Origin of the sequence: Lysinibacillus sp. NPDC056959 (genome assembly GCF_042674095.1) — a bacterium.
Classification (GTDB): Bacteria; Bacillota; Bacilli; order Bacillales_A; family Planococcaceae; genus Lysinibacillus; species Lysinibacillus zambalensis.
Map to the genome: position 1 here is coordinate 70662 of NZ_JBHURE010000009.1, position 21428 is coordinate 92089.

At 34.5% G+C, this 21428-nt stretch carries 29 protein-coding genes; 22 read left to right on the forward strand and 7 right to left on the reverse strand.

Annotated features, from left to right (window positions below; translation table 11 throughout):
• Nucleotides 1–77: 77 nt before the first annotated feature.
• The gene (locus ACFTQ7_RS12820) at nucleotides 78–635 is read right to left on the reverse strand and encodes a hypothetical protein (protein ID WP_386829120.1); all 558 of its coding nucleotides are present in this window, start codon (nucleotides 633–635) and stop codon (nucleotides 78–80) included.
• 599 nt (nucleotides 636–1234) lie between these two features.
• Between ACFTQ7_RS12820 and ACFTQ7_RS12825 the strand changes: the two genes are divergently transcribed.
• Together ACFTQ7_RS12825 and ACFTQ7_RS12830 are read left to right on the forward strand one after the other, a co-directional pair.
• Entirely contained in the window at nucleotides 1235–1552 is a 318-nt protein-coding gene (locus tag ACFTQ7_RS12825) for a hypothetical protein (protein ID WP_386829121.1), read from the forward strand.
• A gap of 18 nt (nucleotides 1553–1570) precedes the next feature.
• Nucleotides 1571–2329 carry a hypothetical protein gene (locus ACFTQ7_RS12830; protein ID WP_386829123.1) on the forward strand — a complete coding sequence of 253 codons (759 nt, stop codon included), beginning with the start codon at nucleotides 1571–1573 and terminating at the stop codon, nucleotides 2327–2329.
• A gap of 98 nt (nucleotides 2330–2427) precedes the next feature.
• Here ACFTQ7_RS12830 and ACFTQ7_RS12835 read toward each other — a convergent pair whose 3' ends face one another.
• The 3 genes from ACFTQ7_RS12835 to ACFTQ7_RS12845 form a co-directional block, all read right to left on the reverse strand.
• A complete protein-coding gene (locus ACFTQ7_RS12835) occupies nucleotides 2428–3573 on the reverse strand; it encodes a tyrosine-type recombinase/integrase (protein WP_386829125.1) in 1146 nt (381 codons plus the stop codon).
• Nucleotides 3573–3944, reverse strand: a complete 372-nt coding sequence (locus tag ACFTQ7_RS12840; RefSeq protein ID WP_386829126.1) for a helix-turn-helix domain-containing protein — start codon at nucleotides 3942–3944, stop codon at nucleotides 3573–3575. Before ACFTQ7_RS12840 ends, ACFTQ7_RS12835 begins: the two co-directional genes overlap by 1 nt.
• Before the next feature lie 98 nt (nucleotides 3945–4042).
• Nucleotides 4043–4513, reverse strand: a complete 471-nt coding sequence (locus tag ACFTQ7_RS12845) for an ImmA/IrrE family metallo-endopeptidase (protein ID WP_386829127.1) — start codon at nucleotides 4511–4513, stop codon at nucleotides 4043–4045.
• Between the two features lie 173 nt (nucleotides 4514–4686).
• Here ACFTQ7_RS12845 and ACFTQ7_RS12850 point away from each other — a divergent pair, with 173 nt between their 5' ends.
• Nucleotides 4687–5910, forward strand: coding sequence for a DNA cytosine methyltransferase (locus ACFTQ7_RS12850; protein ID WP_386829129.1), 1224 nt, complete (start codon nucleotides 4687–4689; stop codon nucleotides 5908–5910).
• 25 nt (nucleotides 5911–5935) lie between these two features.
• Here the strand turns inward: ACFTQ7_RS12850 and ACFTQ7_RS12855 are convergent, their stop codons facing one another.
• Nucleotides 5936–7948, reverse strand: coding sequence for an ATP-binding protein (locus ACFTQ7_RS12855; protein ID WP_386829130.1), 2013 nt, complete (start codon nucleotides 7946–7948; stop codon nucleotides 5936–5938).
• Between the two features lie 734 nt (nucleotides 7949–8682).
• A complete protein-coding gene (locus ACFTQ7_RS12860; RefSeq protein WP_386829131.1) occupies nucleotides 8683–9048 on the reverse strand; it encodes a helix-turn-helix domain-containing protein in 366 nt (121 codons plus the stop codon).
• Nucleotides 9049–9214: 166 nt separating this feature from the next.
• On the opposite strand from ACFTQ7_RS12860, the gene ACFTQ7_RS12865 reads away from it, so the two are divergent.
• Entirely contained in the window at nucleotides 9215–9406 is a 192-nt protein-coding gene (locus tag ACFTQ7_RS12865; protein WP_386829132.1) for a helix-turn-helix transcriptional regulator, read from the forward strand.
• Between the two features lie 224 nt (nucleotides 9407–9630).
• Here ACFTQ7_RS12865 and ACFTQ7_RS12870 read toward each other — a convergent pair whose 3' ends face one another.
• On the reverse strand, nucleotides 9631–9894 hold the full coding sequence (locus tag ACFTQ7_RS12870; protein ID WP_386829133.1) for a hypothetical protein: 264 nt from the start codon (nucleotides 9892–9894) through the stop codon (nucleotides 9631–9633).
• Between the two features lie 57 nt (nucleotides 9895–9951).
• On the opposite strand from ACFTQ7_RS12870, the gene ACFTQ7_RS12875 reads away from it, so the two are divergent.
• From ACFTQ7_RS12875 to ACFTQ7_RS12960, 18 genes are all read left to right on the forward strand, one after another.
• Nucleotides 9952–10260 (forward strand): DNA-binding protein, encoded by a 309-nt coding sequence (locus ACFTQ7_RS12875; protein WP_386829134.1) that lies wholly within the window; start codon nucleotides 9952–9954, stop codon nucleotides 10258–10260.
• 75 nt (nucleotides 10261–10335) lie between these two features.
• The gene (locus ACFTQ7_RS12880; protein ID WP_386829135.1) at nucleotides 10336–10602 is read left to right on the forward strand and encodes a helix-turn-helix domain-containing protein; all 267 of its coding nucleotides are present in this window, start codon (nucleotides 10336–10338) and stop codon (nucleotides 10600–10602) included.
• Nucleotides 10603–10627: 25 nt separating this feature from the next.
• Nucleotides 10628–11359 (forward strand): DUF2786 domain-containing protein, encoded by a 732-nt coding sequence (locus ACFTQ7_RS12885; RefSeq protein ID WP_386829136.1) that lies wholly within the window; start codon nucleotides 10628–10630, stop codon nucleotides 11357–11359.
• 16 nt (nucleotides 11360–11375) lie between these two features.
• Nucleotides 11376–11741 carry a hypothetical protein gene (locus tag ACFTQ7_RS12890; protein WP_386829138.1) on the forward strand — a complete coding sequence of 122 codons (366 nt, stop codon included), beginning with the start codon at nucleotides 11376–11378 and terminating at the stop codon, nucleotides 11739–11741.
• 117 nt (nucleotides 11742–11858) lie between these two features.
• Nucleotides 11859–12056: a hypothetical protein gene (locus ACFTQ7_RS12895; protein WP_386829140.1), complete on the forward strand. Its 198-nt coding sequence runs from the start codon at nucleotides 11859–11861 to the stop codon at nucleotides 12054–12056.
• A 298-nt stretch (nucleotides 12057–12354) separates the two neighbouring features.
• On the forward strand, nucleotides 12355–13005 hold the full coding sequence (locus ACFTQ7_RS12900; protein WP_386829141.1) for an ORF6N domain-containing protein: 651 nt from the start codon (nucleotides 12355–12357) through the stop codon (nucleotides 13003–13005).
• A 55-nt stretch (nucleotides 13006–13060) separates the two neighbouring features.
• Nucleotides 13061–14032: a DnaD domain-containing protein gene (locus ACFTQ7_RS12905; protein ID WP_386829143.1), complete on the forward strand. Its 972-nt coding sequence runs from the start codon at nucleotides 13061–13063 to the stop codon at nucleotides 14030–14032.
• Nucleotides 14033–14125: 93 nt separating this feature from the next.
• Nucleotides 14126–14377: a hypothetical protein gene (locus ACFTQ7_RS12910; protein ID WP_386829144.1), complete on the forward strand. Its 252-nt coding sequence runs from the start codon at nucleotides 14126–14128 to the stop codon at nucleotides 14375–14377.
• A gap of 81 nt (nucleotides 14378–14458) precedes the next feature.
• Nucleotides 14459–14656 carry an XtrA/YqaO family protein gene (locus ACFTQ7_RS12915; RefSeq protein ID WP_386829145.1) on the forward strand — a complete coding sequence of 66 codons (198 nt, stop codon included), beginning with the start codon at nucleotides 14459–14461 and terminating at the stop codon, nucleotides 14654–14656.
• A gap of 152 nt (nucleotides 14657–14808) precedes the next feature.
• Nucleotides 14809–15408, forward strand: coding sequence for a hypothetical protein (locus ACFTQ7_RS12920; protein WP_386829147.1), 600 nt, complete (start codon nucleotides 14809–14811; stop codon nucleotides 15406–15408).
• 159 nt (nucleotides 15409–15567) lie between these two features.
• Complete coding sequence (locus tag ACFTQ7_RS12925; RefSeq protein ID WP_386829148.1) at nucleotides 15568–16371, forward strand: hypothetical protein; 804 nt, start codon at nucleotides 15568–15570, stop codon at nucleotides 16369–16371.
• 114 nt (nucleotides 16372–16485) lie between these two features.
• On the forward strand, nucleotides 16486–17031 hold the full coding sequence (locus ACFTQ7_RS12930; protein WP_386829149.1) for a site-specific integrase: 546 nt from the start codon (nucleotides 16486–16488) through the stop codon (nucleotides 17029–17031).
• Between the two features lie 145 nt (nucleotides 17032–17176).
• A complete protein-coding gene (locus ACFTQ7_RS12935) occupies nucleotides 17177–17593 on the forward strand; it encodes a sigma factor-like helix-turn-helix DNA-binding protein (RefSeq protein WP_386829151.1) in 417 nt (138 codons plus the stop codon).
• Between the two features lie 188 nt (nucleotides 17594–17781).
• Nucleotides 17782–18417, forward strand: coding sequence for a hypothetical protein (locus ACFTQ7_RS12940; RefSeq protein ID WP_386829152.1), 636 nt, complete (start codon nucleotides 17782–17784; stop codon nucleotides 18415–18417).
• 79 nt (nucleotides 18418–18496) lie between these two features.
• A complete protein-coding gene (locus tag ACFTQ7_RS12945; protein ID WP_386829154.1) occupies nucleotides 18497–18817 on the forward strand; it encodes an HNH endonuclease in 321 nt (106 codons plus the stop codon).
• A gap of 1 nt (nucleotide 18818) precedes the next feature.
• On the forward strand, nucleotides 18819–19127 hold the full coding sequence (locus ACFTQ7_RS12950) for a hypothetical protein (protein ID WP_386829155.1): 309 nt from the start codon (nucleotides 18819–18821) through the stop codon (nucleotides 19125–19127).
• Nucleotides 19128–19277: 150 nt separating this feature from the next.
• A complete protein-coding gene (locus ACFTQ7_RS12955) occupies nucleotides 19278–19781 on the forward strand; it encodes a P27 family phage terminase small subunit (protein ID WP_386829156.1) in 504 nt (167 codons plus the stop codon).
• The gene (locus tag ACFTQ7_RS12960) at nucleotides 19771–21417 is read left to right on the forward strand and encodes a terminase large subunit domain-containing protein (RefSeq protein WP_386829157.1); all 1647 of its coding nucleotides are present in this window, start codon (nucleotides 19771–19773) and stop codon (nucleotides 21415–21417) included. Before ACFTQ7_RS12955 ends, ACFTQ7_RS12960 begins: the two co-directional genes overlap by 11 nt.
• Nucleotides 21418–21428: the final 11 nt, after the last annotated feature.

A 21428-nucleotide genomic window follows, 5' to 3' on the forward strand; every position in this document is an offset into this window, starting at 1 on the left:
ATAAGGGACTTATTTACCATAGTAAAAATTTGCTAATTTTAGTAATGAAATGCCGCTCATTTGAGTGACCTAAATTATTACTTCAACCTTTCTGTTATGATTGCTACTGGAAAATAATACATACCGATTTCATTTGATTCTTTTTCAGATATATCAATAGATACTGTTCCAACATCAACATATTCAATCGTTAATGTGTTCCAACCTTCTTCTTCTAGCAACGCATCAGATGCTTGACTGTACATAGACACAGCAATATCTTCTGGTGGTAAATTGAATCTGTTTGGCGCTAAGTCTATTACCGCTTTAATCTCGCCATTTTCGACGGTTAAACTAATTAATTTATCGTTCTCACCCATACCAGAATACTCAATTATTTCTTTTGCCTCGCTTACTGTAATTTCTTTCTCTGCTTCAGCTTTCTTTTCAGCTTCTTCTTTCACCTTCTGTTCAGCAAGAGCCTTTTCCTCAGCTTCTTTAACTTTTCGTTCTTCCTCTTTTTTAGCTTGTTCAGCCTCTTTTTCTTTCGCTTTATCTGATTCTTCCTGAGCTGTATTTGTTTCTTCAGCTTTTTCTTCACCACAAGCAGTAAGTAATAGTGCAGACATGGCTCCTATGTATAATAATTTCTTCATTGTGCAACCTCCCTCTATATTTCCATTCTAGGAAATTTGGAGTAAAAAGTACATAAAAAAACAGACAACTGTGATTAGTTATCTTATTTCTCAAAGAAGACCCAGCCGTATTATTTCCATTGATTTTTTGCTAAAATACGAACGTTTGTCTAAAAATAAAAAGCAACCAAAGCAACAAAAAAGCAACCAAAATTCCAAATGTAAGTGAATAACGGTGAAATCGAATCATTATACAATGACGAAAAACCTTGCTATAATAACCTTTGCGAATACATATGAAAGAGGGTAAAAGCATGAACGCTTACGATGAATATAAGCGTTCATTTTTTATGAAATCCTTGATATATCAACGTTTGTAGGGGCAAATGCTGTCAGTTTTTGAAAAAAGTCACGAAAAGTAAACATTTATTCACGTTTTATTCTAGTAGTAGATTTTACTTTAAAATATCATGCAATTAATATAAAAAAAGTCGATATTATTTTTAATAGTATCGACTTTTTTTATTTTGTGTTTAATAATGGTAATAATGTAAAGTGTATATTTGTATAGACATTCAAAGTAACACTTGAAAGAAGTATTTTATGAAAGAGGAGATAAAATGAGTACAGAGGAATATGTAGAAATTTTAACCATTAATGGTATTTTGGTAGAAGAGTTAGGGAGTATAAATGCCTATAAAATTACCTTTGAAAGTAAATATAATGCACCAATCACTCAAAATTTAAACATGTATCGTAGAGATATAAACTTTTTCCTGACAGCTGCTAAAAATAAAGCAGTTATGACAAATAGAGTTACAAATTTTATTGCACCACCAAGTGTTACAATGATCAGTACCATGCCTTATTCATTTGAATTTGATGCACCATTACCGATAGTCTGCTTCTTTGCTGAAAGAATTGTGAATATTATATAAAGATAAGGAGGTGGAGGCTTGGGTAGAGGGAGATATTTTGGTGACGACAGGCTTAGATATAGAATTGAGAATAGAAAAAATAGATATACAGAGTGTATATACTGTTCAAAAGAGTCTCATACTAGGGAACATGTACCCTCAAAGGTATTTCTACAAAAGCCTTTTCCTGATGATTTACCGACTTTGCCAGCTTGTTATGAATGTAACAATGCTTTTTCAAAAAAAGAATTGTTGGTTTCTTTGTTAATTCAAATAATGAAAAAAGAATTATTGAATAATTATGAATTCCCTGAAAGTACAAATGGGAGGATTGAGAAAAATGAAGGACTGTTAATGAAAGTAAAAAATATAATTGCTACAGGTGACACTTCAAAATTAGATTCTGATATAAGAAGTGTTTTGGTAAAACTAGCAAGAGGACACTCAGTTTGGGATTTATCTAAAGGGTATTATATAGATAGTGACGCTGTGAATCACGATAGTATTAATGTAGATTATAGATTTTTGCACGAGATGACACAAGATGAAATAAATGATTTTTTAGCAGTTTATATTGTAAGTAGGTTACCCCTTCCGGAAATAGGGAGTAGACTTTTCGATACTAGGCTATTAGTTTATCAAGATGATACAGAAAATATTAATGAGGTTATAGTTTTATGGGAAGAAGTCCAAGAAGGAGAATATGAATATATCTGTTATCAATTTGACAATGTGATAGAAGTGAAAATTGTAATCAATAACTTCCTCTTTGCTAAAATTCATTTCAAAGAAATGTAATTGAGTAAAGAATGACTATAAGATTGTATTATTCAATTTTCGATTTTGGTAATAAAGGAGATAACACAAAATTTGTAGTATCCCCTTTTCATCTCTTATTATTCTAATAACTCCGTAAACTTAGCATGCATTTTCTCTGATGCATTAGCACGCATTCCAGAAGTGACATGTAGATAAATTTTCGTAGTTGTCTCAGAGTTTTTGTGGCCTACACGATTCATGATGAAGTTCAAGTTTACACCAGCCTCTGCCAATAGACTAATATGCGTATGGCGGAGGATGTAGGTGCGGAATTGTTTATTGATGTCGGTGAGGGTGCCGAGTCGTCGGACTGTTTGGTTGAGCATCTTGACGGTAGGGGGGATGCCTTCCTTGTCGCCGAATACAAAGTCGGATTTGATCCATTCGCGATTCTTACGCCATTGGTAGAGCTGTTTCAATTTTTCTACGACAATATCATCTATGTCTACGGAGCGGACGCTGCCAAAGGTTTTGGGTGGTGTGAGTTCGAAGTCGCCACGGATGCTTTTTTTCGCATAGACTGTTTTGTTAATGTTGATGATTTTTTTGTCTAAATCGATGTCCTCCAATTTCAGGGCAATCGCTTCACCTGGGCGCATGCCTGTGAAGGCGATTGTGTAAATGAGAGTGCGGTACATAATGTTGCGGTGCTTGTCCACATAACTTAAGTATTCTTTCAATTCTTCGGTTTCTAAATAGAGCTTCGCTGTTTCCTTAATACTAACATCCTCTAACGTCAGCTTTTTCTTCGGAACAAATGAAGCTTCAACAGGATTAATCTCAATCAAGCCAATTTCCTTCGCGTAGGCAAACATCATCTTCGCTGCATTGTGTGTGCCGCGCAGCGTGTAAAAGGCTGTGCCATTTTCAAATAGGTGATTGAGGGTGCCTTGTATTTCAATGGTCGTGATGGCGGTAATTTTCTTTTTTGCCAAGTAGCGATTAAGAAGAGAAATGCAGTAGGCACGATGCTCATTGGTTGTTTCCTTATTGCCCTTCATGCGATAGAGCTTCAGCCAATCTTGGCTAAACTCTTCGAACATCACCTTCGCATCAAAGGTATAAGCTTTTTTCAGCTCGGCAATGGCTTTTTCGACTCTTTCTTTTGCATCACCTTTACTTTTTCCACGACGAGTAATTTGGCGTCGTTTGCCAGTGGCTGGATTACGTGGACCTTCACCTGTACAACGCCATGTCGTCTTATTAATCTGTACGAAATGCATTAGTTGTCACCGCCTTCAAGAATTACTTCCCAAATTGTTTTCAGTTTCTCGATGTCCTTTTCATTACAGTTGGGCAAAGACTTATACCATTGCTGTAAAGAGGGGTTGTGTGCAAATGGCTCTTTTAGTGCAGGGTTGTAAGCTGAATCATGCAAATAACCCGCAGCCTCAATCAGCCTCATGTAGTCATATTTATAGGCGCTTGCGATTCGCTGAAGCGTCTCAGGTGTTGGCTTTAGAGGTTTACCTGTGCGACGATCAGTGCCTTTTTCTAACATGGCCAAGTAAGAATACGTAATTTTCATTCGTTTTGCCGCATCGCGTAAGCCCTCATCACCTCGAAGCTGCTTCAAAAATTCACCTAAGCTCATATCCTTCCCCTCTATTCCATCTGTTTTGAATGCCTATTTAAGTGCATATATATTTTTTCATAAATATAAAACATCTGAATCCCGCAGGCAATTCCAATTCAGAATAATTGCTTGTTGCTTATGTATTGATTCATTCTCTTTACTGCAAAATCGTATTCGACATTAAATAGCTGTTGTACATATTGGACAGTGAGGTTACTTGCATCACAATGCTCCGGTTCATCCAGCATGAAAGAGGGAATACAGGCATGGTACATGAAGTTGTTTGCCTTATTTTCTTGATACTCACGGAATAGGGAAGACATACGCCCTTGATGCCCATTATGTAATAGTACGTGTGCTAGTTCATGGCAAAAATCCTGCCATTGTTGTTGATTAGTTAGCTCCTCATTTAAAAATATGTATGCATGTTCATTTAAAAATAAGGCTTGGCTCTTATCAGGCCAGTAAAATAATTGAATACCAAGCTGCATTGCGATTGATTGAAAATCAAGTTGCAGTGGCGACAAAATACCCATCCGAGTGTAAAGGTCTTTTATAAAATTTTCAGTATGTGTTGTGTAATTCATTCAAACATCTCCAAATTAAATTATGGTAGGAACTAATGTTCTTATTAGTTTATCTGAAATACTCTAAAAATGGAAGGGAAATAGAAATAAATATGGAAATAAGTTAAAATATATAGTTTCGTTATTGTATATAGAAATAAACCTGGTATAATTTTTTTAAGGAGTTGAACAGGTTGAAGATAATAGATTTATTTGCAGGTGCAGGTGGGTTGTCGGAGGGTTTTAGACAAGAAGGATGTAATGTTCTTGCCCATGTTGAGATGGATAAGAGTGCGTGTAATACATTAAGAACTCGCGAATCGTATTACTACTTGAAAGAAAATAATTTGATACATATATATAAGGACTATTTATTAGGAAATATTACTAGAGAAGAATTGTATAGTCATGTTCCTCAACATGTATTAGATAAAGTAATTGAGGCAGAGATTAGTAATAAAACTATCCCTGAAATTTTTAGCCGTATTGATGAAATTGTAGAAGAAGATACTGTAGATTTAATTATTGGAGGACCACCTTGTCAAGCTTATTCTACAGCTGGTATATCCCGAGATCCGGATAGAATGAAAAATGATCCAAGAAATTATTTTTATCGTTACTACATTCGTTTTCTGAGAAAATATCAGCCAAAAATGTTTGTTTTTGAAAATGTAAGAGGAATACTTACAGCACAAGAAGGTAAAGTATTTAATAATATTCGTAGAAATTTAAGTAATGCAGGATACAAAATGGATTACCGAATTTTGAATGCAAAAGATTTTGGTGTTTCTCAAATAAGAGAGCGCGTAATAATAATAGGTTGGAAAAAAGAATTAGATTTTGAGTATCCGGAATTTAATTTAGAAATAGAGTCACCAACAATTAGAGAGTTATTTAAAGATCTTCCTAAAATGAATGCAGGGGAAAGTATTAACGGGGAGGACAAATATATTCTTGAAAAGAATGATGATATATCAGGGATTAGAACGGATAATTGGAATATACTAACTCAACATATTTCAAGACCAAACAACAATATAGATTTAAAAATTTACAGATTAGTTGTTGAAACTTGGGATAAAGAGAGGCGGTTATTGAAATACAATGAATTGCCGTCGGAGTTAAAGACACATAAAAATAGCAATTCTTTTTTAGATAGATTTAAAATGGTTAGATTTGAGACGCTTGCACATACGGTTGTAGCACATATTGCAAAGGATGGGCATCATTTTATCCATCCTGATATAGAGCAAAATAGATCCTTAACGGTAAGAGAAGCGGCAAGAATTCAGTCATTCCCAGACGATTTTTACTTTGAAGATTCTCGAACTGCTGCATTTAAACAAATTGGAAATGCAGTACCGCCTTTAATGGCAAAAGAAATTGCTATAAAACTAAAAAGTACAGAGTTGGTATAACAAAACTCTGTACTTTTTATATTTGTTATATGGACTTGCAAATAAATTCAATAAAGAATATAGAGTTTTGCCAGTTAGATTGTAATTGATTTATTGCTACTGTTTTATCAGTCCAATGCATAGCTAAGTTTATATCATCAATGCAATTAGCTAAGTCATCTAGATGTTTTAAAGAGCGAGCATCAAACTGATTAGTTTTTGAAAAATATTTTTTAAAATCTGTTAACTTAGTTTTAATGGGGATATCTTTTTCATCAACAGAGTTATTTCTTGTAATTCTTCTTTTAATATTATTATCAGAATTAATAATATAATCCTTAAAATATGTTTGAAGACTTGACAGGTTTTGTCTTAAATATTCATCCATCATTACTTCAGTAAGACTTCTTAGTAGAAAACCTGTAGCAAGAGGGTACTTATCAATATTTATTGTGGTAGATTCATTTACTAAAGTTGCTACTTTCGGAGATTGAATATTTCTTTTAATTTCTGAATCTATAGATCCAATAGTAGAGAATTTAGTATAAGTATTTCTAGAGCCACCGCCAGTACCAGAGCCACCGCCAGTACCAGAGCCACCGCCAGTACCAGAGCCACCGCCAGTACCAGAGCCACCGCCAGTACCAGAGCCACTGCCAGTACCACCGCCAGTGCCAGAGCCACCACCAGTACCAGAGCCACCGCCAGTACCAGAGCCACTGCCAGTACCAGAGCCACCGCCAGTACCAGAGCCACCGCCAGTACCAGAGCCACCGCCAGTACCAGAGCCACCGCCAGTACCAGAGCCACCACCAGTACCAGAGCCACCACTAGTGCCGTTATTAATAAATATGTTAGGTCTCTTAGGGATCCCTAAGCTTTTTACATGACTTTTAATTACTTTTACGCCTTCTTCTCTATCTTGACCAAATTGAGTTACGATAATATCAATTATTTTGTGGAAATATTTAGACGTGTCATTTCGAATAAATCCTTCTCTGTTAGTTTTTTCTTCTAAATTATTTGAATTATGAGTGTCTAGTATTACATAACCAAAGGTCAATTTATTATCGATATTTAAACTAGATTTCTTTAGCCTCTTTTCAGCTAATTTTAACCAATCCTCTTTGCCATGCCCATATACTTTATAATCGTTTCTATAAACATTAATGCCTTGATAGGCACTCAAAAACTTCAATTTGAGCTCAGTTTCTCTTGATTGAATAACATTGCTAAATTTTTTATCAAAATAGAAATTATGAATGTACAATTTGGTACGACCAATAAAAATATTCTCAACACTTTGTTCTTTTATCGATTCTTCTATTGAGACAATACTGTTGTTCTCATATAAGACAGTATTATGAAATTTACAAATAAACTTATATGTTATAATTTTATTTCCTTCAAATTCTACTATTGCACTAAATGGGGCTTCTGCTATAGACTTGCTAGGGTTTTCGAATTCAATTTGCGGAACATCGTTTGGATACAATATTTCAAATTTTTTATGTTGAAATGGAGTATTTAAATTTATTAAATCTTCATGTATCTCAGATAAATCTATGTTATTTAATTTAGACAATCGAATACATGTACCATTATTCTCAGATGTAGGACTTTCATGAATAATAATTTCGAAATCGGCTAAATCGGAATATGTTTCCAAATCACCTTTTTTTAATTCGAATGAACATTTCTTCCCATTTGAAGTGGTAACAATTTCAATGACGTTCGCTAATCTAAATAGGCTAAAACGTCCAATCCCTTTTCCGCCCAATTGAGTTAAATCATTATTTTTATTATTAGTAGCTACTAGTAACCAGTTTTCTTTAATTTCATCTATAGTCATGCCGGAACCGTTATCTCTAATTTCAACTAAATCATTTTTGATATTAGTGAAATCTACTACAATATTTTCCGCACCAGCATCACTTGCATTTTTTATTTGCTCGGCGATTGCAATGCTATCTAATTCAATTATTTTATTTCCTAGTGCTTCATATAATAATCGTGGATCTAATTTGATTTCTGTAGAATGCTCAATAACTTCATTCATTTTTTACACCTCTAATATATTTTTAAAATTGGAATTTTAATTGTTAAATAAAGAACTATATGGTATTTTTTCTGAGTTAAATTCCTTTATTCTTTTACTTTAAAAAAGGATTAGCTAACTTGGATTAGAGTACAAATATGTAACCATTTCATTACAAATGGTTACATATTATTTTGCCAGCTTTATTTTGACGTTGGCATCCTGTGTAATACTACCATTTTATTCCTTATTTTGCTATGCACATTTTTTATATGATTTAACACCAGTATCTGCTTCTGTTGGGGTACTGATTGCACTAACAATTAGCGTTGCAATACTTAATTTATACATATATTGTCGTAAGTAAATATATCTATAAATGTGACAAAAAAATATAATTTGTTTTATTTATATTACTATTAATGTTTCATCAAAAAAGTGTATTTTTGTAGTGTAAGTATTGAACTGTTTGTTCAATCAAGAAGGTAGTCGGTGCTGCTCCAAAAAAGCTTCAAGAGTCGATTTATCAGGTTCACCTAAGTTGTAGCAAAGTAATACCTCTAATTCTTTCCTGCTTTCACAAGCAATGCCTCCATCTTTTGTAGTTTAGTTATGTACATTTTTCTTATGTTTTTACAGTTGCGTCTGTTAGAGCAGGGACCTTAATTACAGAATTTAATTTCATAAAATGTTCCTCCGATTAATAAATTTTACAGTATATAAGTATTTTTTAGGACATGCCATTGTTGCATGTCCTATTTTTTCTCGTTTTTAATTATTTCCCAAATTTTACGTAACTTACGTACGGCTTCTTCGTCTGATTTGGGAAGCTCTTTATAGAATACATTTAGTTCTGGATCGTTGGCGAAGGCTTGAAAAGCGGCTTCGTCTTTTTCTTGTGCTGTAAGTGCAGTAGTGTCTGTACGGCCAAGAAGGTAGTCGGTACTGACCTCAAAAAAATCAGCTAGTCTTTGCAAAGTATCTGTATCAGGGGAACGATTCCCACTTTCATAACCAGAGATAGAAACCTTGGTGACATTAATTTTGTTCCCTAGTTCTGTTTGAGTTAAATTTTTTTCTTTTCTAAGTTGCTTTAGGCGCTCTCCGTTCAATAAAAACACCTCATTTCGATATATTTAATTATACAAGTTAACTGATAGATAACATACAGATATACATGAAGTTAACTAAATGGAAACTTTTTTGCGTAAAACTATTGACAGTTCCTTAGTAGTTAACTAATATGTAGTTAACAAGGTGTTAACTTTTGGTTAGGAGGTGTTAAAGTTGGCTCTTGAAAAATTAAAGGAATTCCGCGCAAAGGAAAAGTTAACTTGTCAACAGGTAGCTGATAAAGCGGGTATTTCAAAGGAATATTATTGGTTTATTGAAAATGGTAAACGAGGTTTGACCTATGAAATGGCAGCTAAAATAGCAAAGGTGTTCAATAAAAAACCTGATGATATTTTTTTTGAATAAAAGGTTAACTGAACGCGAACTTTAAAGGAGGTGAAGGGATGGATGAATTTAAAAAGAAACTGCCGCTGGAACGGCGGTTTTGAAAGATGAAGCTAATGATTTTACGCAACAACTCAAACATGTTTGCCATAGAAGTAAAAACTATTCATCAAAAGACATTCAGGGGATATTAAGTTTTATATCTTCTAGCGCACTTAACTTTTACTTGTCTATTGCAGAACAGATTAATAGTAAGCCTTGATTAATTCTTGTTTACCGTTATATGTATCATAACTTACACGCGTAACGTTAAAATTTTCATCGTCTGCAGTGATTAAAACATCATTTATATCTATATCAGTTCCTATTAAAAAGCTGATATATGCTCCTGAACTTCCACGGTTTGGTGGATCTTGTGCAGATGCGATGATCTTTGAATCTCTTTTGATGGAGTAGGTTACTAAATCAAAAGAGAAAAACATTTTTGCTGGAATTGGTAATGATGCCACTATAATCACCTCGCTTTCAAGGTGATTATAGCAAATATTTGGAAGGTGGTGGGGGGAATGTTAAGCGAGGAGTTTAAAGCGGAGATGAGGGAAGAACTTCGTGAGCTGTTTCGTGAGGAGTTGGAAAAGGCGTTTGCACCAAAGCCGTTAATTCGAGAGTTGCCGATTTTGTTAACCCGCGATCAGTTGAAGGAGTTATTTGATATTAAGGATACAAAGGCATCGACATTATTGGGACGAACGGATTTTCCTAAGTTTCACGAGGCAGGGAGGGTGTTAATCCCAACTAAAGCTTTGTTGCATTGGATTGATGAACACACGGAATGGGTGAATACGCATACCACGTACTTTAAATCCATCGTGTGATGCTTCATATAAAAATTTTATCGCACAACAACTGAATAGAGTATTCCAGTTTGGAATATGGAAGGTGGTGAGACTATGAAAATAGGTGCCATATTGCAAGCCTGTCGTGAACGTGCTGGGTTGTCACAAGAAGAACTGGCACATCGCATGAATCGAACGCAGCCTTGTATCTCAAAATTTGAGAATAGTATAAAGGTTCCAGATGCCATCACCTTTATGGAATGGTTCAAGCAGACAAATTCACAAGAGGTCGCTGTCGCATTCTTAATGGGAATGGACGGGCTTACTATTCTACAAACATTGCTTCCGGTTATTGGTGGGTTTATTTGTTGGTTTATTTGATTAAGTTTACAGAGGAAGTGAAAAAATGACGAAGAGAAATGATTCAATCATTGAAAAAATCAAGGGTTTATTGGCTCTAGCAAATGATCATCAAAATGATGAAGAATGCCAGACTGCATTTATGATGGCACAAAAATTAATGATTAAATATGATATTTCTTCATCTGAATTAGAAGAAGGTGAAAATGATAGAGCTATATCAGAAGGACAGGCAACAGCTCATAAAACTCTATATTGGTGGGAGAGGCAATTAGCGAATATTATTACACGGAATTTTAGGGTTACTTGGTACTACAACAATAAAATCATCAAAGGTGAAAGTAAAAAGAAAAGAGCAATTATGTTTATGGGATTTGAAAGTGATGTAGCTCTCGCTAAAGAAATGTATGTGCTAGCTTATGATGTTTTGAGTTTTTACGTTCAGAAATTCGTTAACGACTATTACGATAGCACCCAAATCCATAGAACAAAAAGAATGACTACTGAATTGAAAAATTCATACACAAGAGGTTTTTTGAATGGTTTAAAAGAGAAATTCGAAGAACAAGTAAAAGCAATGGAACAAGAATACGGATTAATGGTATTACTCCCAACAGAAGTAAAGCAGGAATATGATAAAAGATTTGGAAACAAAAAAGGTCTATCTTACAAGATCCCACCTGTTGAAGAAATAGAAGCTTATCAAATGGGGTTCCAAGATGGAAATAAAGTGGATTATACAAAATCTACGTTGGATAAAGAGACATCATTATTTTGAAGGTGGTGACAAATGGATGGAGAAAATTAAAGCATTTCTGGCTTTTCTTGAAGCATCTAAATTTAAGCTTCATAGGTTAGCAAATGCCAACCTAGATATGTGTTATTCAAAGTTTATTATGGAAGATTTATTATCGATTTTAGCTGAAAAAGATGAATTAGCAAAGGATGGAGGGATTTTATCTACTGATTTTTATGATGGCATCTGCCATGTGCAAGTTACTTACCAAGAATTTCAGAGATTAACAGAAGGTATAAAGGAAATCCGTATTGAGACTTCTACATTTCAAGAATTAGAACATGAACATCTTTTTACTGAAGTAGATGGCGTTCGATTGGTAGCTGTTCGGAAGGTTGAAAAAGAAAAAATGCAAGCGCAATAGCACCTGCATTGGGTTGAACTGTAACTTTGGTCGGTCCACAGTTCAAAAATTTAATGAAAATCTTGTCCTTTTATTATGGACAAGAACTGTATATAAGTCAATAGAGGAGGAATTTACATGGAACCAGTGTTAGAGGAACTACGTACATTTTTGTCACAGGAGGAAGAGTTACTAAGGGATTATGCAATTGATGTGGCCGAATCTTTCGATAGTTGTTTGTATATGAGCAATCAAAAGGATTATTTGGCACAAAAGGGTCGAGTAAATGCTATTAAAGACGCTATTCAACTAGTAGAAGATATAGAGAATCATTGAAAGCTGTTTGATTCGTTCTCGTCACAGGATTCATAAGCAGCAAGCTTATGGGTCCGATGATGTGAATGCATCGGGAAGGTAGGTGATCCATGTGAAGGTCAAAGTGAAAGAATGGCTGGCAAAAGAACCAGTCGAGCGATATATGGATATTTACAGAGCCGTACGTCAAAATGACGTCACCCTTAAAAATAGGCACAAAAAAGGCTTACAAGCACTGGCATGCGAGTAAGCGTCTTAAAAAATACGTTACCGAAACTATATCAAAAATCTAGTTAAATAACAAGAAAGGGGATAATACATGTTACCAGAAATCATTGTACATGACAGTGTACGTGTGTTGACAAGTTCTCAACTAGCGGAGTCGTTTAAAACGGATAGTAAGACGATCAATCGTAACTTTCAACGAAATCAGAATCAGTTTGAACTAGGTGTACATTATTTTGCATTAACAGGTGAAGATTTAAAAGCGTTTAAAGGTGAGCGACAAAATGACGTAACCCTTAAATATGTTTCGGTGCTCTATCTTTGGACTGAAAAAGGAGCTTTTTTACATGCTCAATTTTCTAAGAGCAAGCAGGCTAAAGATGCTTATCGTGCACTCATTGATAGCTATTACACAATGTTGGACAAGCCGCAGAATGAGCGAGCTCAAACTTTGGCAATTAGTCTAGTTGATTATCAAAAACTTGAAAGTAGGGTGACAACTTTGGAACAGAGATTACAAGAAGTTACATTGCATTCGGGTGAACAATTACGTTTGCGAAAAGAAGTGAATAAACGAATTTTTGAACTGGCAGGGAACGAAAAGGATGCCAGAAGAGCACTATTTCGAGCGATATGGTCAGCCATTAAAGAACGCTATCAAGTTGGCTCTTATCGTGACGTTAAGCAACACGAATTACAGGACGCATTACGATTTGTTGCTAACTGGGGAGATGAAGCGTCGTGAAACGAGGTTGTAATTTAACTGTTAATGTGAGTAACACTCAACAGGGGGATTTTGTATGAAGTTATTACTGAACGAAGAGCCATTAATCGTGTTGCCATCTTTGGCAGCACACATCGGCTTACAGGAGTCAATATTTTTACAGCAACTGCATTACTGGTTAAATCGTAGCGATCACGAAAGGGATGGTCATAAGTGGGTTTATAACTCATACAAGGAGTGGCAGAAACAATTTCCATTCTGGAGTGAAAAGACAATTAGTCGCATAGTGAAAAAACTTGAAGATAGTGGGCTTGTCATTTGTGATAATTTTAATTCTTTAGTGATCGATAAAACAAAGTGGTATCGCATCTGTTATGAAAAATTAAGCGAGATAGAGCAACAAAAAAGTACCGAAAGACAAAAAGGGAGGTCGACAGGACAAAGTGACCTATCGACAGGACAAGTTGACCAAACCATACAGACAAAGTGTCTAAACCAGTCGGACAACCTGTCTGTACCATTACCAGAGATTACTACAGAGATTACTACAAGAGATTTAAATAATGTTGATGAGAAGGCGAAAGCCTCTGCTCACACAGAGGTAAATCATAAACAGCAAACAGCATTTCAGTTTTACGAACAAAACGGATTTGGAGCTCTTGCCTCTCACGTAGCTTATAAGGTTGGAAATTGGATTGATGATCTTTCGGAAGAATTAGTCATTCATGCTATGAAACTAGCAGTAGAAAACAATGTACTTCGTTGGAATTACGTTGAAAAGATTTTACTAGACTGGAGCAATAAGAAATTCAGAACAATCGCAGATGTAGAAGCTGACAGACTTCGATTTGAAGTCCAGAAAAATCAGCGACAAAAAAATTCTAATCGAAGTAAACCACAAGGTCGTCAAGAAATTGTGCCTGAATGGTTCAATGAGCGCAATGAGGATAATAGTGAAAGCCAAGCTACTAGTCAAAATATAGACTTTGAAGCCGAACGTCAAAAAATATTAGAAAGGTTAGGGAGGGCTAAAGAGAATGCGAAGTGAGTTAGTTATTATCCTTAGCTTAATGACAAATTACACAAAGGTATGGCAGGGGCTGACTGACAAACGTGGTCCAGTGTCAAAAAAAGATTTAGCATGCAGCAGTTAAGCATCTTTGATTACCCAGCAGATTCAAAACATGAAGCAATTCAACAGCATGTTAAGGTGAAACTTAAACTTTTAGACGAGTCTATAGATTGCGAGATTCACAATTACCGGAAATATTACTGCAATCATTTGATTGGAAAAGTTGGATTTGTGTTAGAAGTTAATAAAAATACAGTGGAAGTGCAATTTGCTGAGGAAACAGTTTTGTGTGAAGTTAGTGAATTGGAATGGATTGCTTAGAGCTACGGCGGCAACCGTGGCTCTAATATAAAAGGTTTCTTCCTAGCAGTATAACGATTATAGCATAAGGGGGAATCATTTATGCGTTTAAAACAACTAGATATTTCGAACGAAGGTATGTTGAAAGTGGACATTATGGAGTTACCCGAAAACTGCGTCATTGTCTTATCAGATGGAATTGCAAAATTCTCTGAGCTTCCAGCTCACGCTAAGACTAAGATTGTTACTTATCAAGGGAAGGTGAAACGTGTTGAGTTTGATGAGGGTGAAGAGTTTTAGATGAATGTACAACTAATAAGTAAATAATTGGTGTTGATGGAATTGTTTATATTGATATAATGTAAATATCTAATTCTTATGTAATGGTTCTTTAGAAAGGGGGTTAAAATTTAAAAGATATATAGAGATTATTATAACGAAGGGTGAGAAAGATGCTTTTAAAAAAGAAGCCAATTAATGGGGTATTTATAATTGAATCATTGTCTCTTGATGATGAAAACAATGAACAGTTTGAAGGTGAAATATTAAAAAGAATCTTGAAATTGGTAGAAATACCTGTTGAATATCGTTATATTCGTACGAAAGAAGAGTTACAAGTAATGATTAAACAATTTGAAAAATTAAAATATAAGTATCTTCATTTATCTTGTCATGGTAATTCTAGTGGGATTGCCATGACTCTAGATGAATTATCTTTTCCGTTTGAAAAATTTAAAAATATGTTCCGTTCTTCAAATTTAAAAAAGAGATTATTTCTATCCTCCTGTTCAGTAGTAGGTGGAGAAGATATAAAAATTGGTATGCATGGGAGCGATTTTATTTCTATAGTCGGTCCTAAGCGTGATATCGATTTCAGTGATGCAGCAATTTTTTGGGCAGCATTTTATCAACAAATGTTTAAATATGAAAGTGATGTATTTGAGAATGATGACATATTTGAAATTGTAAAAAAATTATCTTCAGTTTTAGATGTTGATATGGCATGTTTAGTTAGAAATAAAGAATCAAAAATATACTATGAAAAATCTTAAAATAGCATTTTGAATATGGTGGAAAATACCAACAAACAAAATTATAATGAATACTTTCTTCTTAATAGAGAAGGTTATTTAATAATTAACTGCTCGATGAAAGAGATAAATTGTATGTGGTAAAAAATAATACTTGATATGAGAATGAAGGTGAAAGGCTTGGAACCTATGGAACTGGCAACTTTTATGGTATCTATTTTTGCTATGTGTGGTACCGTGATAGCAGCAATAGCCACTTATATGAATGTAAAAGTGGCGCAAGGTCTACTGAAGGAGCAAAAAGATGAATCTAATAGATTAAGGATGCCTTTTATTTCAGCAATGCCTAGAAATTTTTGCTTTCCTACCTTCAATGATTTCGAAGAATATTATGATAATTTAATAGTGAACGATGAGGAATTAGAGTATATAAATAATGTTTTATTATATACTAATAAGTTAGATATTAAGTTAATTAATATTCATTCGGGAGTAGCAAAAGACATTAAAATTAAGGCGTATATAAATAATTTAAGTAGTTTTTTAAGAGAATGGAAAGATGATTTATCAACAAATTATGAGAGTTTTAGATTTTTAGAATCAACTATATTTCTGAAATTTATATGTAAAGATTCAATTATAAATGAAAGGCTTTTGACTAAAGAAACTAAAGTTGATTACGTATCAATTTTAGGTCAAGGAAATGTTTCAAATGATATTAAAGAGGATATACGAGTACAAATTCCTCCTGCTTTTTTATTCTTACTTTCAGTATTTAGCTCCGAGTATTATTTGGATAGGGAGACCAAATTTCCAGCACCTGAATTAAAGTTAGAAATTGAATGTAAAGATTTATTGGATAACTCTCATTTTTTTGATATAAAATATTGTTTCGATTCAATGGAATATATATCTAATATTACTGATGAAATAATAAAACTTGAGCCTAAATATATATTAAATGTAAAAAAAATAAAAAAATAGTTCTACTAGTTTTCTGGAGGACAATAATTGATAGCAGCAAAAGCTGTTGTCATTTGTTGTCCTCTTTTTATTTTCTAATAAAGACATATTAGAATGCACAAGGAGGAGTGAGGCATGAATTTTGTACAACCAATACGTGATCCAGAATACATTCGTGTAATAAAAAAATACTTGATTGACTGGAACTACCGTAATTACATGTTGTTTGTTGTAGGTATTAACAGCGGACTTCGTATTTCTGACATCTTACAGTTAAAGGTTTCAGAAACACAGAGGCCTTATTTTAGTGTAGTAGAAAAGAAAACGAAAAAGACTAGACGTATTGAAATGACACCTCAATTGAAAAGAGAGTTGAAACAATATGTTGAGGGCAAGGATGAGTATGAATATTTGTTTAAGAGTCGTGAAGGAGTTAATAAGCCTATTAGTCGTAGTACAGCATACAAAATATTAAATAAAGCAGCATTAGCAGTTGGACTAGATGAAAATATAGGCACTCATACTTTAAGGAAAACGTTTGGCTATCATTTTTACAAACAGACAAAGGATGTAGCCTTGTTGCAGGAAATATTAAATCATTCATCACCTAAAATTACTCTGCGTTACATCGGCATTAATCAGGATCAAATGGACAAGGCGATGAAGGATTTTAGAATTTAACTTTTCTATTTAATTCCCTTTAAAAAGATAGTGAGGAACTGAGATTTTTGAAATGGCTTAAAGTATTGTAATAACTAGCTTTAAAAGAATGTGATGAGTTCAACACAATATATATTGAAGTGAACTGAAAGGGGCCAAAAGAAGAATGGAGATCATGAAGAACTATGCGGATTTATTACGCATTATTGATATAGTAAAAGCTGAGATTGAAATGTTGGAAATAGACAAGGAGTATTGGATAGGTAAGGATGAACAGTTACCGTTCTTTTCAACTGGTGCAAGTAAGTACGGACTTGATGTTGCATCACAGCGGGTGGATCGTTTGAACGGACGTATTATTTCACTTGAAGCTACGCTGGAGCATTATCAAGCAATTGAAAAAGAAATTCGAGAGAACATAGAGAAGCTAGATGGATTGGAATATAAAATTGCTAAATTGCGTTTTATCGATGGCATGACCTATCAGGAGATTGCTGATGAGTTAAAGTATTCTTACGGTTATATTCGGAAAGTAGTGTCACAAGGTAACAAAGAGGTAACAATAAGACTTGTCAAACGGTGATATATTTATAGATGAAGAAAAGGGTAAGCGCACGGAAATACGTAAACAAAATTACCTTACATTAATAAGCACGTTCGCTTGTACGTGTGTTTCGCAAACAAATATTACGCCTTTCATGAGACTACATTTTTTATAGATTGTAGTCTTTTGTTATAATCAAATTACAAAAATGAAAAAGGGGTAACAAGATGGAAATTTCATTAATGCGTAATGGTGCCGATTCAATAAAACATGCACATCTTAGTATTGAAAAACTAGATACATTAATTGATGGTATAGACCACAATTTAAAAGATGCCGTAATTTTTTTAAATCATGGCATAGAAATTTTATTAAAGGTTATGTTAGCTGAGAGAAGTGCTGCCTTGATGTTTTCAAGTATAAAAGATTATCAAAAAGCTAAAGAGGATCTTAAGGCTAGTTCTAAACAAGATGTTTTTGAAGTTAATCCTAATTTACAAACAGTATCACTAAGAGAAGCACTGGCTAGAATTGAATATCTATGTGATGTTGAAATAGAAGATACGATGAAAAGTGCGGTTTTTGAATTGAATTTTATTCGAAATAAACTAATGCATTTTAGTTTAACATTAGATCAAGAAGATTTAGATAAATTTATTGATAAACTTAAGTTTTGTTACACTATATCATGTGATTTCTTTGAAAAACATATAGATGGTATTGGAGAATTAATAGACAAAGCAAGGTATGAATATTCAATGGAAGATTTTCGTCAAGAAGGAATGAAATATCAAACTAATGAATGGTGGGAGGAGCAACGGAAGTCATGGTACGGTATAAGTTCCGATATCAAAATTAAATAGAAATATATGTACAAAGTCACATCTAAGAAGGTGTGGCTTTTTATTATGCAATTAACTATGAATTGTGGAGGGATTAACAATGGTTAAGGAAGCACGCAAACAAGAACTAATTCAGTTCATCCTTAGTAGTGAGCTAATGAAGTTCTATAAGTCAAAAGAGTGGAGAGAGGTAAGGCTTGATGCATTGAAACGTGATAACTTTGAATGCCAACTATGTAAGGCAGCTGGTGGTTATCACAAAGCAGAGAACGTTCATCATTTGAAAGAAGTGAAGACACATCCACATCTATCATTGACTTTAAGTAATCTACAGTGCCTATGCATTAAATGCCATAACGATGTACATAATCGTCTAGAGACAACGAGGGCGCTTAAGTTTACCAATGAAGAGAGGTGGTAGCGTGATTCTCACTGATGGGACATGGACATATGACACAGAGATTATAGATGCAGCCATTACGAACTCACAACGTGATTGGTATGAGCGAGATATGCTGAATGCTTTCACTCGCTATGCTTACTATCGATATAAGCAAATAAGAGATTGTGTTAACACTCGTAAGTGTAAGCACATGACAGTAGATAAAGTGCGTGAGCAATTAAAATCAGCTGATAAACTTCCATTCACGTGTGAACTGTTACGAATTACAGCTGATGAAGTGAATTACATTGTAGAATTCGCTGACCAACATTTGAAGTACGTAAAATAACACCCCCCGGGAAAAAAATTCGGGATTTATTAAGGGAAACGTTCAACGAGTAGGGTTCAGGAATGAATATATTTTTTGGATTTCCGCGCGACAACATGCACACTAAATTGTTGGTGTATAAATATGCAATAGGAAAGGTGGGCGGTAAGGGTGCAAAGTCATGAATTAGCATTTGAAGATTGGCTTGAAAGTATGAAGTATAAGGACATCGCGGCGAAATACAACGTCAAGGAAAATACGGTAAAATCCTGGTACAAACGATACAATTGGAAAGAAAAGAAGGAGCAGTGCACACAAGAAAGTGGGCAAGAAACGGTAATAATTGCACCCGAAATCGTTGAGTTAGTACCAGGTAATAAAAAGTTGCGTAGAAGGATAGAAAAAGATCTTCGAGAGCAACTTTTTGAAATGGGAGCAACTCAAGCACACTTTATGGATCTCGTTGATGATTACCTTGCAATGTGGGATGTGAAAAACATGCTCATTGAGGATATTCAAGAGCGAGGTGTCACAGTTCCAGGTGCTCGCGGTGAAAAGAAAAATGATAGCATTGGCGAGCTTAATAAAACGAATGCACAAATGCTTAAAATATTAAGTGAGCTGGGACTTAAAACAAGTGAGATTAAAATAGAAGGTGAGGATGATGACTACTAGAAAAAGTAATGTTCATATTGACAGCTACATCGATGCGGTTTGCAGTGGTGAAATTTTAGTCAGTAAAGATGTAGCTGCATTAATGGAACTAGTAGAGCAGAAATTAACACAAGAAAATGTATGGATTGATGAAGCAGCTATTAACCAAGCGATTGAGTCCATAGAAAAATACTTTCCTTTCAAACTTTTTAAATGGCAAAAGTTCGTGGTTGCTTGTATGTTCGGACTTTTTTACGATGATGATTCACTTGTTTTTAATGAATTTCTTTTATATATGGGCCGTGGGGCAGGGAAGAATGCATTTTTAGCAGCACTTGCATTTCATATGAGTGGTAAACAAGGAATAAGAGGTTACAACATTGATATTGTAGCTACATCCGAAAAACAAGCTAAGACATCGTTTAACGATTTATTTGATGTATTAGAAGATCACTGGAAGACATTCAAAAAACATTTCAAAAAAACAAGGCAAGTGATTCGTCACATCAAAACGAAATCTGAAGTTAGCTATTATACAAATAATGCTAAAACAAAAGATGGATTCCGACCAGGTATTGTTGTGTTCGATGAAATCCACGCCTATGAAACGGAAGATAATATTAAAGTATTTACATCTGGTTTAGGGAAAGTACCAAGAGCTCGTCGGATTTATTTAACAACTGATGGAAATGTTCGAGATGGATTTCTAGATCAGATGAAAGAAGAGGCAGAACAAGTACTTCGTGGTGAGATACCCAATTCTCGTTTATTCCCGTTTATGTGTAGACTGGATGATCCGGAAGAAGTACATGAAAAGCGTAAATGGGAAAAAGCAAATCCATCGATTATGCATTTACCTGATTTGATGCTTGAAATGGAGTTAGAATATGATCGCATGCAGAATCGTCCATCTGCAAGAATCGAATTTATGACAAAGCGCATGAATCAGCCTTCACAATTATCTGCTGATGGAGTTGCTGATTGGAACAAGATTAAAGCAACGAACAAACCATTTCCCGACTTGAAAGGCGCTGAATGTATAGGCGGTATTGATTACGCAGATACGCGAGATTTTGTCGGAGTTGGATTGTTGTTTAAGAAGGACGGCAAAAGGTATTGGAAGCACCATACATTTATTAATCACAGGTCATTAAAATTATTTAATTATGCTGTCGATATTGAGCTTGCTAAAGAACAGGGTTTGGTCACTATCATTTATGAAGAAACCAATAAACCTGAAATAATCGCTACTTGGTTTGCTGAACAATCTAAATACTATCGAATTAAAAAAATCGCTAGTGACATCATGAGAATCAATCACTTACGAGAAGTATTTGAGAGTTATGGTTTTTCACTTGATATTGCCCGCAGTGGAACAACAACACATACAAAGTTACAGCCTACTATAGAAGAAATGTTCGCCTACGAAAAAATCATATGGGGAAATGACCTAATGATGCGATGGTATACAAATAATACTTATGTAAAGCCCGATGGAAAAGGGAACATCACATATGAAAAAATCGAGCCGAAGATGAGAAAGACTGACGGCTTTTTTGCATTGTTACATGCTTTGCAATTTGAATTAGAAATTGTAGAATCCCGAACGTTAACTGCCGAAAACGTGTCGAAAGCGTTTAAAACATACAGCTACTAGGAGGTGAGAAA

Bases quoted from the DNA above. Each gene is read 5' to 3' on its own strand.
- ACFTQ7_RS12895 (WP_386829140.1), top strand. From the start codon at position 11,859: ATGGAACCAGTGTTAGAGGAACTACGTACATTTTTGTCACAGGAGGAA.
- ACFTQ7_RS12920 (WP_386829147.1), top strand. From the start codon at position 14,809: ATGCTTTTAAAAAAGAAGCCAATTAATGGGGTATTTATAATTGAATCA.
- ACFTQ7_RS12945 (WP_386829154.1), top strand. From the start codon at position 18,497: ATGGTTAAGGAAGCACGCAAACAAGAACTAATTCAGTTCATCCTTAGT.
- ACFTQ7_RS12940 (WP_386829152.1), top strand. From the start codon at position 17,782: ATGGAAATTTCATTAATGCGTAATGGTGCCGATTCAATAAAACATGCA.
- ACFTQ7_RS12825 (WP_386829121.1), top strand. From the start codon at position 1,235: ATGAGTACAGAGGAATATGTAGAAATTTTAACCATTAATGGTATTTTG.
- ACFTQ7_RS12880 (WP_386829135.1), top strand. From the start codon at position 10,336: ATGAAAATAGGTGCCATATTGCAAGCCTGTCGTGAACGTGCTGGGTTG.
- ACFTQ7_RS12930 (WP_386829149.1), top strand. From the start codon at position 16,486: ATGAATTTTGTACAACCAATACGTGATCCAGAATACATTCGTGTAATA.
- ACFTQ7_RS12840 (WP_386829126.1), bottom strand. From the start codon at position 3,944: ATGAGCTTAGGTGAATTTTTGAAGCAGCTTCGAGGTGATGAGGGCTTA.
- ACFTQ7_RS12935 (WP_386829151.1), top strand. From the start codon at position 17,177: ATGGAGATCATGAAGAACTATGCGGATTTATTACGCATTATTGATATA.
- ACFTQ7_RS12845 (WP_386829127.1), bottom strand. From the start codon at position 4,513: ATGAATTACACAACACATACTGAAAATTTTATAAAAGACCTTTACACT.
- ACFTQ7_RS12890 (WP_386829138.1), top strand. From the start codon at position 11,376: ATGGAGAAAATTAAAGCATTTCTGGCTTTTCTTGAAGCATCTAAATTT.
- ACFTQ7_RS12875 (WP_386829134.1), top strand. From the start codon at position 9,952: ATGTTAAGCGAGGAGTTTAAAGCGGAGATGAGGGAAGAACTTCGTGAG.
- ACFTQ7_RS12835 (WP_386829125.1), bottom strand. From the start codon at position 3,573: ATGCATTTCGTACAGATTAATAAGACGACATGGCGTTGTACAGGTGAA.
- ACFTQ7_RS12900 (WP_386829141.1), top strand. From the start codon at position 12,355: ATGTTACCAGAAATCATTGTACATGACAGTGTACGTGTGTTGACAAGT.
- ACFTQ7_RS12820 (WP_386829120.1), bottom strand. From the start codon at position 635: ATGAAGAAATTATTATACATAGGAGCCATGTCTGCACTATTACTTACT.
- ACFTQ7_RS12905 (WP_386829143.1), top strand. From the start codon at position 13,061: ATGAAGTTATTACTGAACGAAGAGCCATTAATCGTGTTGCCATCTTTG.
- ACFTQ7_RS12915 (WP_386829145.1), top strand. From the start codon at position 14,459: ATGCGTTTAAAACAACTAGATATTTCGAACGAAGGTATGTTGAAAGTG.
- ACFTQ7_RS12885 (WP_386829136.1), top strand. From the start codon at position 10,628: ATGACGAAGAGAAATGATTCAATCATTGAAAAAATCAAGGGTTTATTG.
- ACFTQ7_RS12910 (WP_386829144.1), top strand. From the start codon at position 14,126: ATGCAGCAGTTAAGCATCTTTGATTACCCAGCAGATTCAAAACATGAA.
- ACFTQ7_RS12855 (WP_386829130.1), bottom strand. From the start codon at position 7,948: ATGAATGAAGTTATTGAGCATTCTACAGAAATCAAATTAGATCCACGA.
- ACFTQ7_RS12960 (WP_386829157.1), top strand. From the start codon at position 19,771: ATGACTACTAGAAAAAGTAATGTTCATATTGACAGCTACATCGATGCG.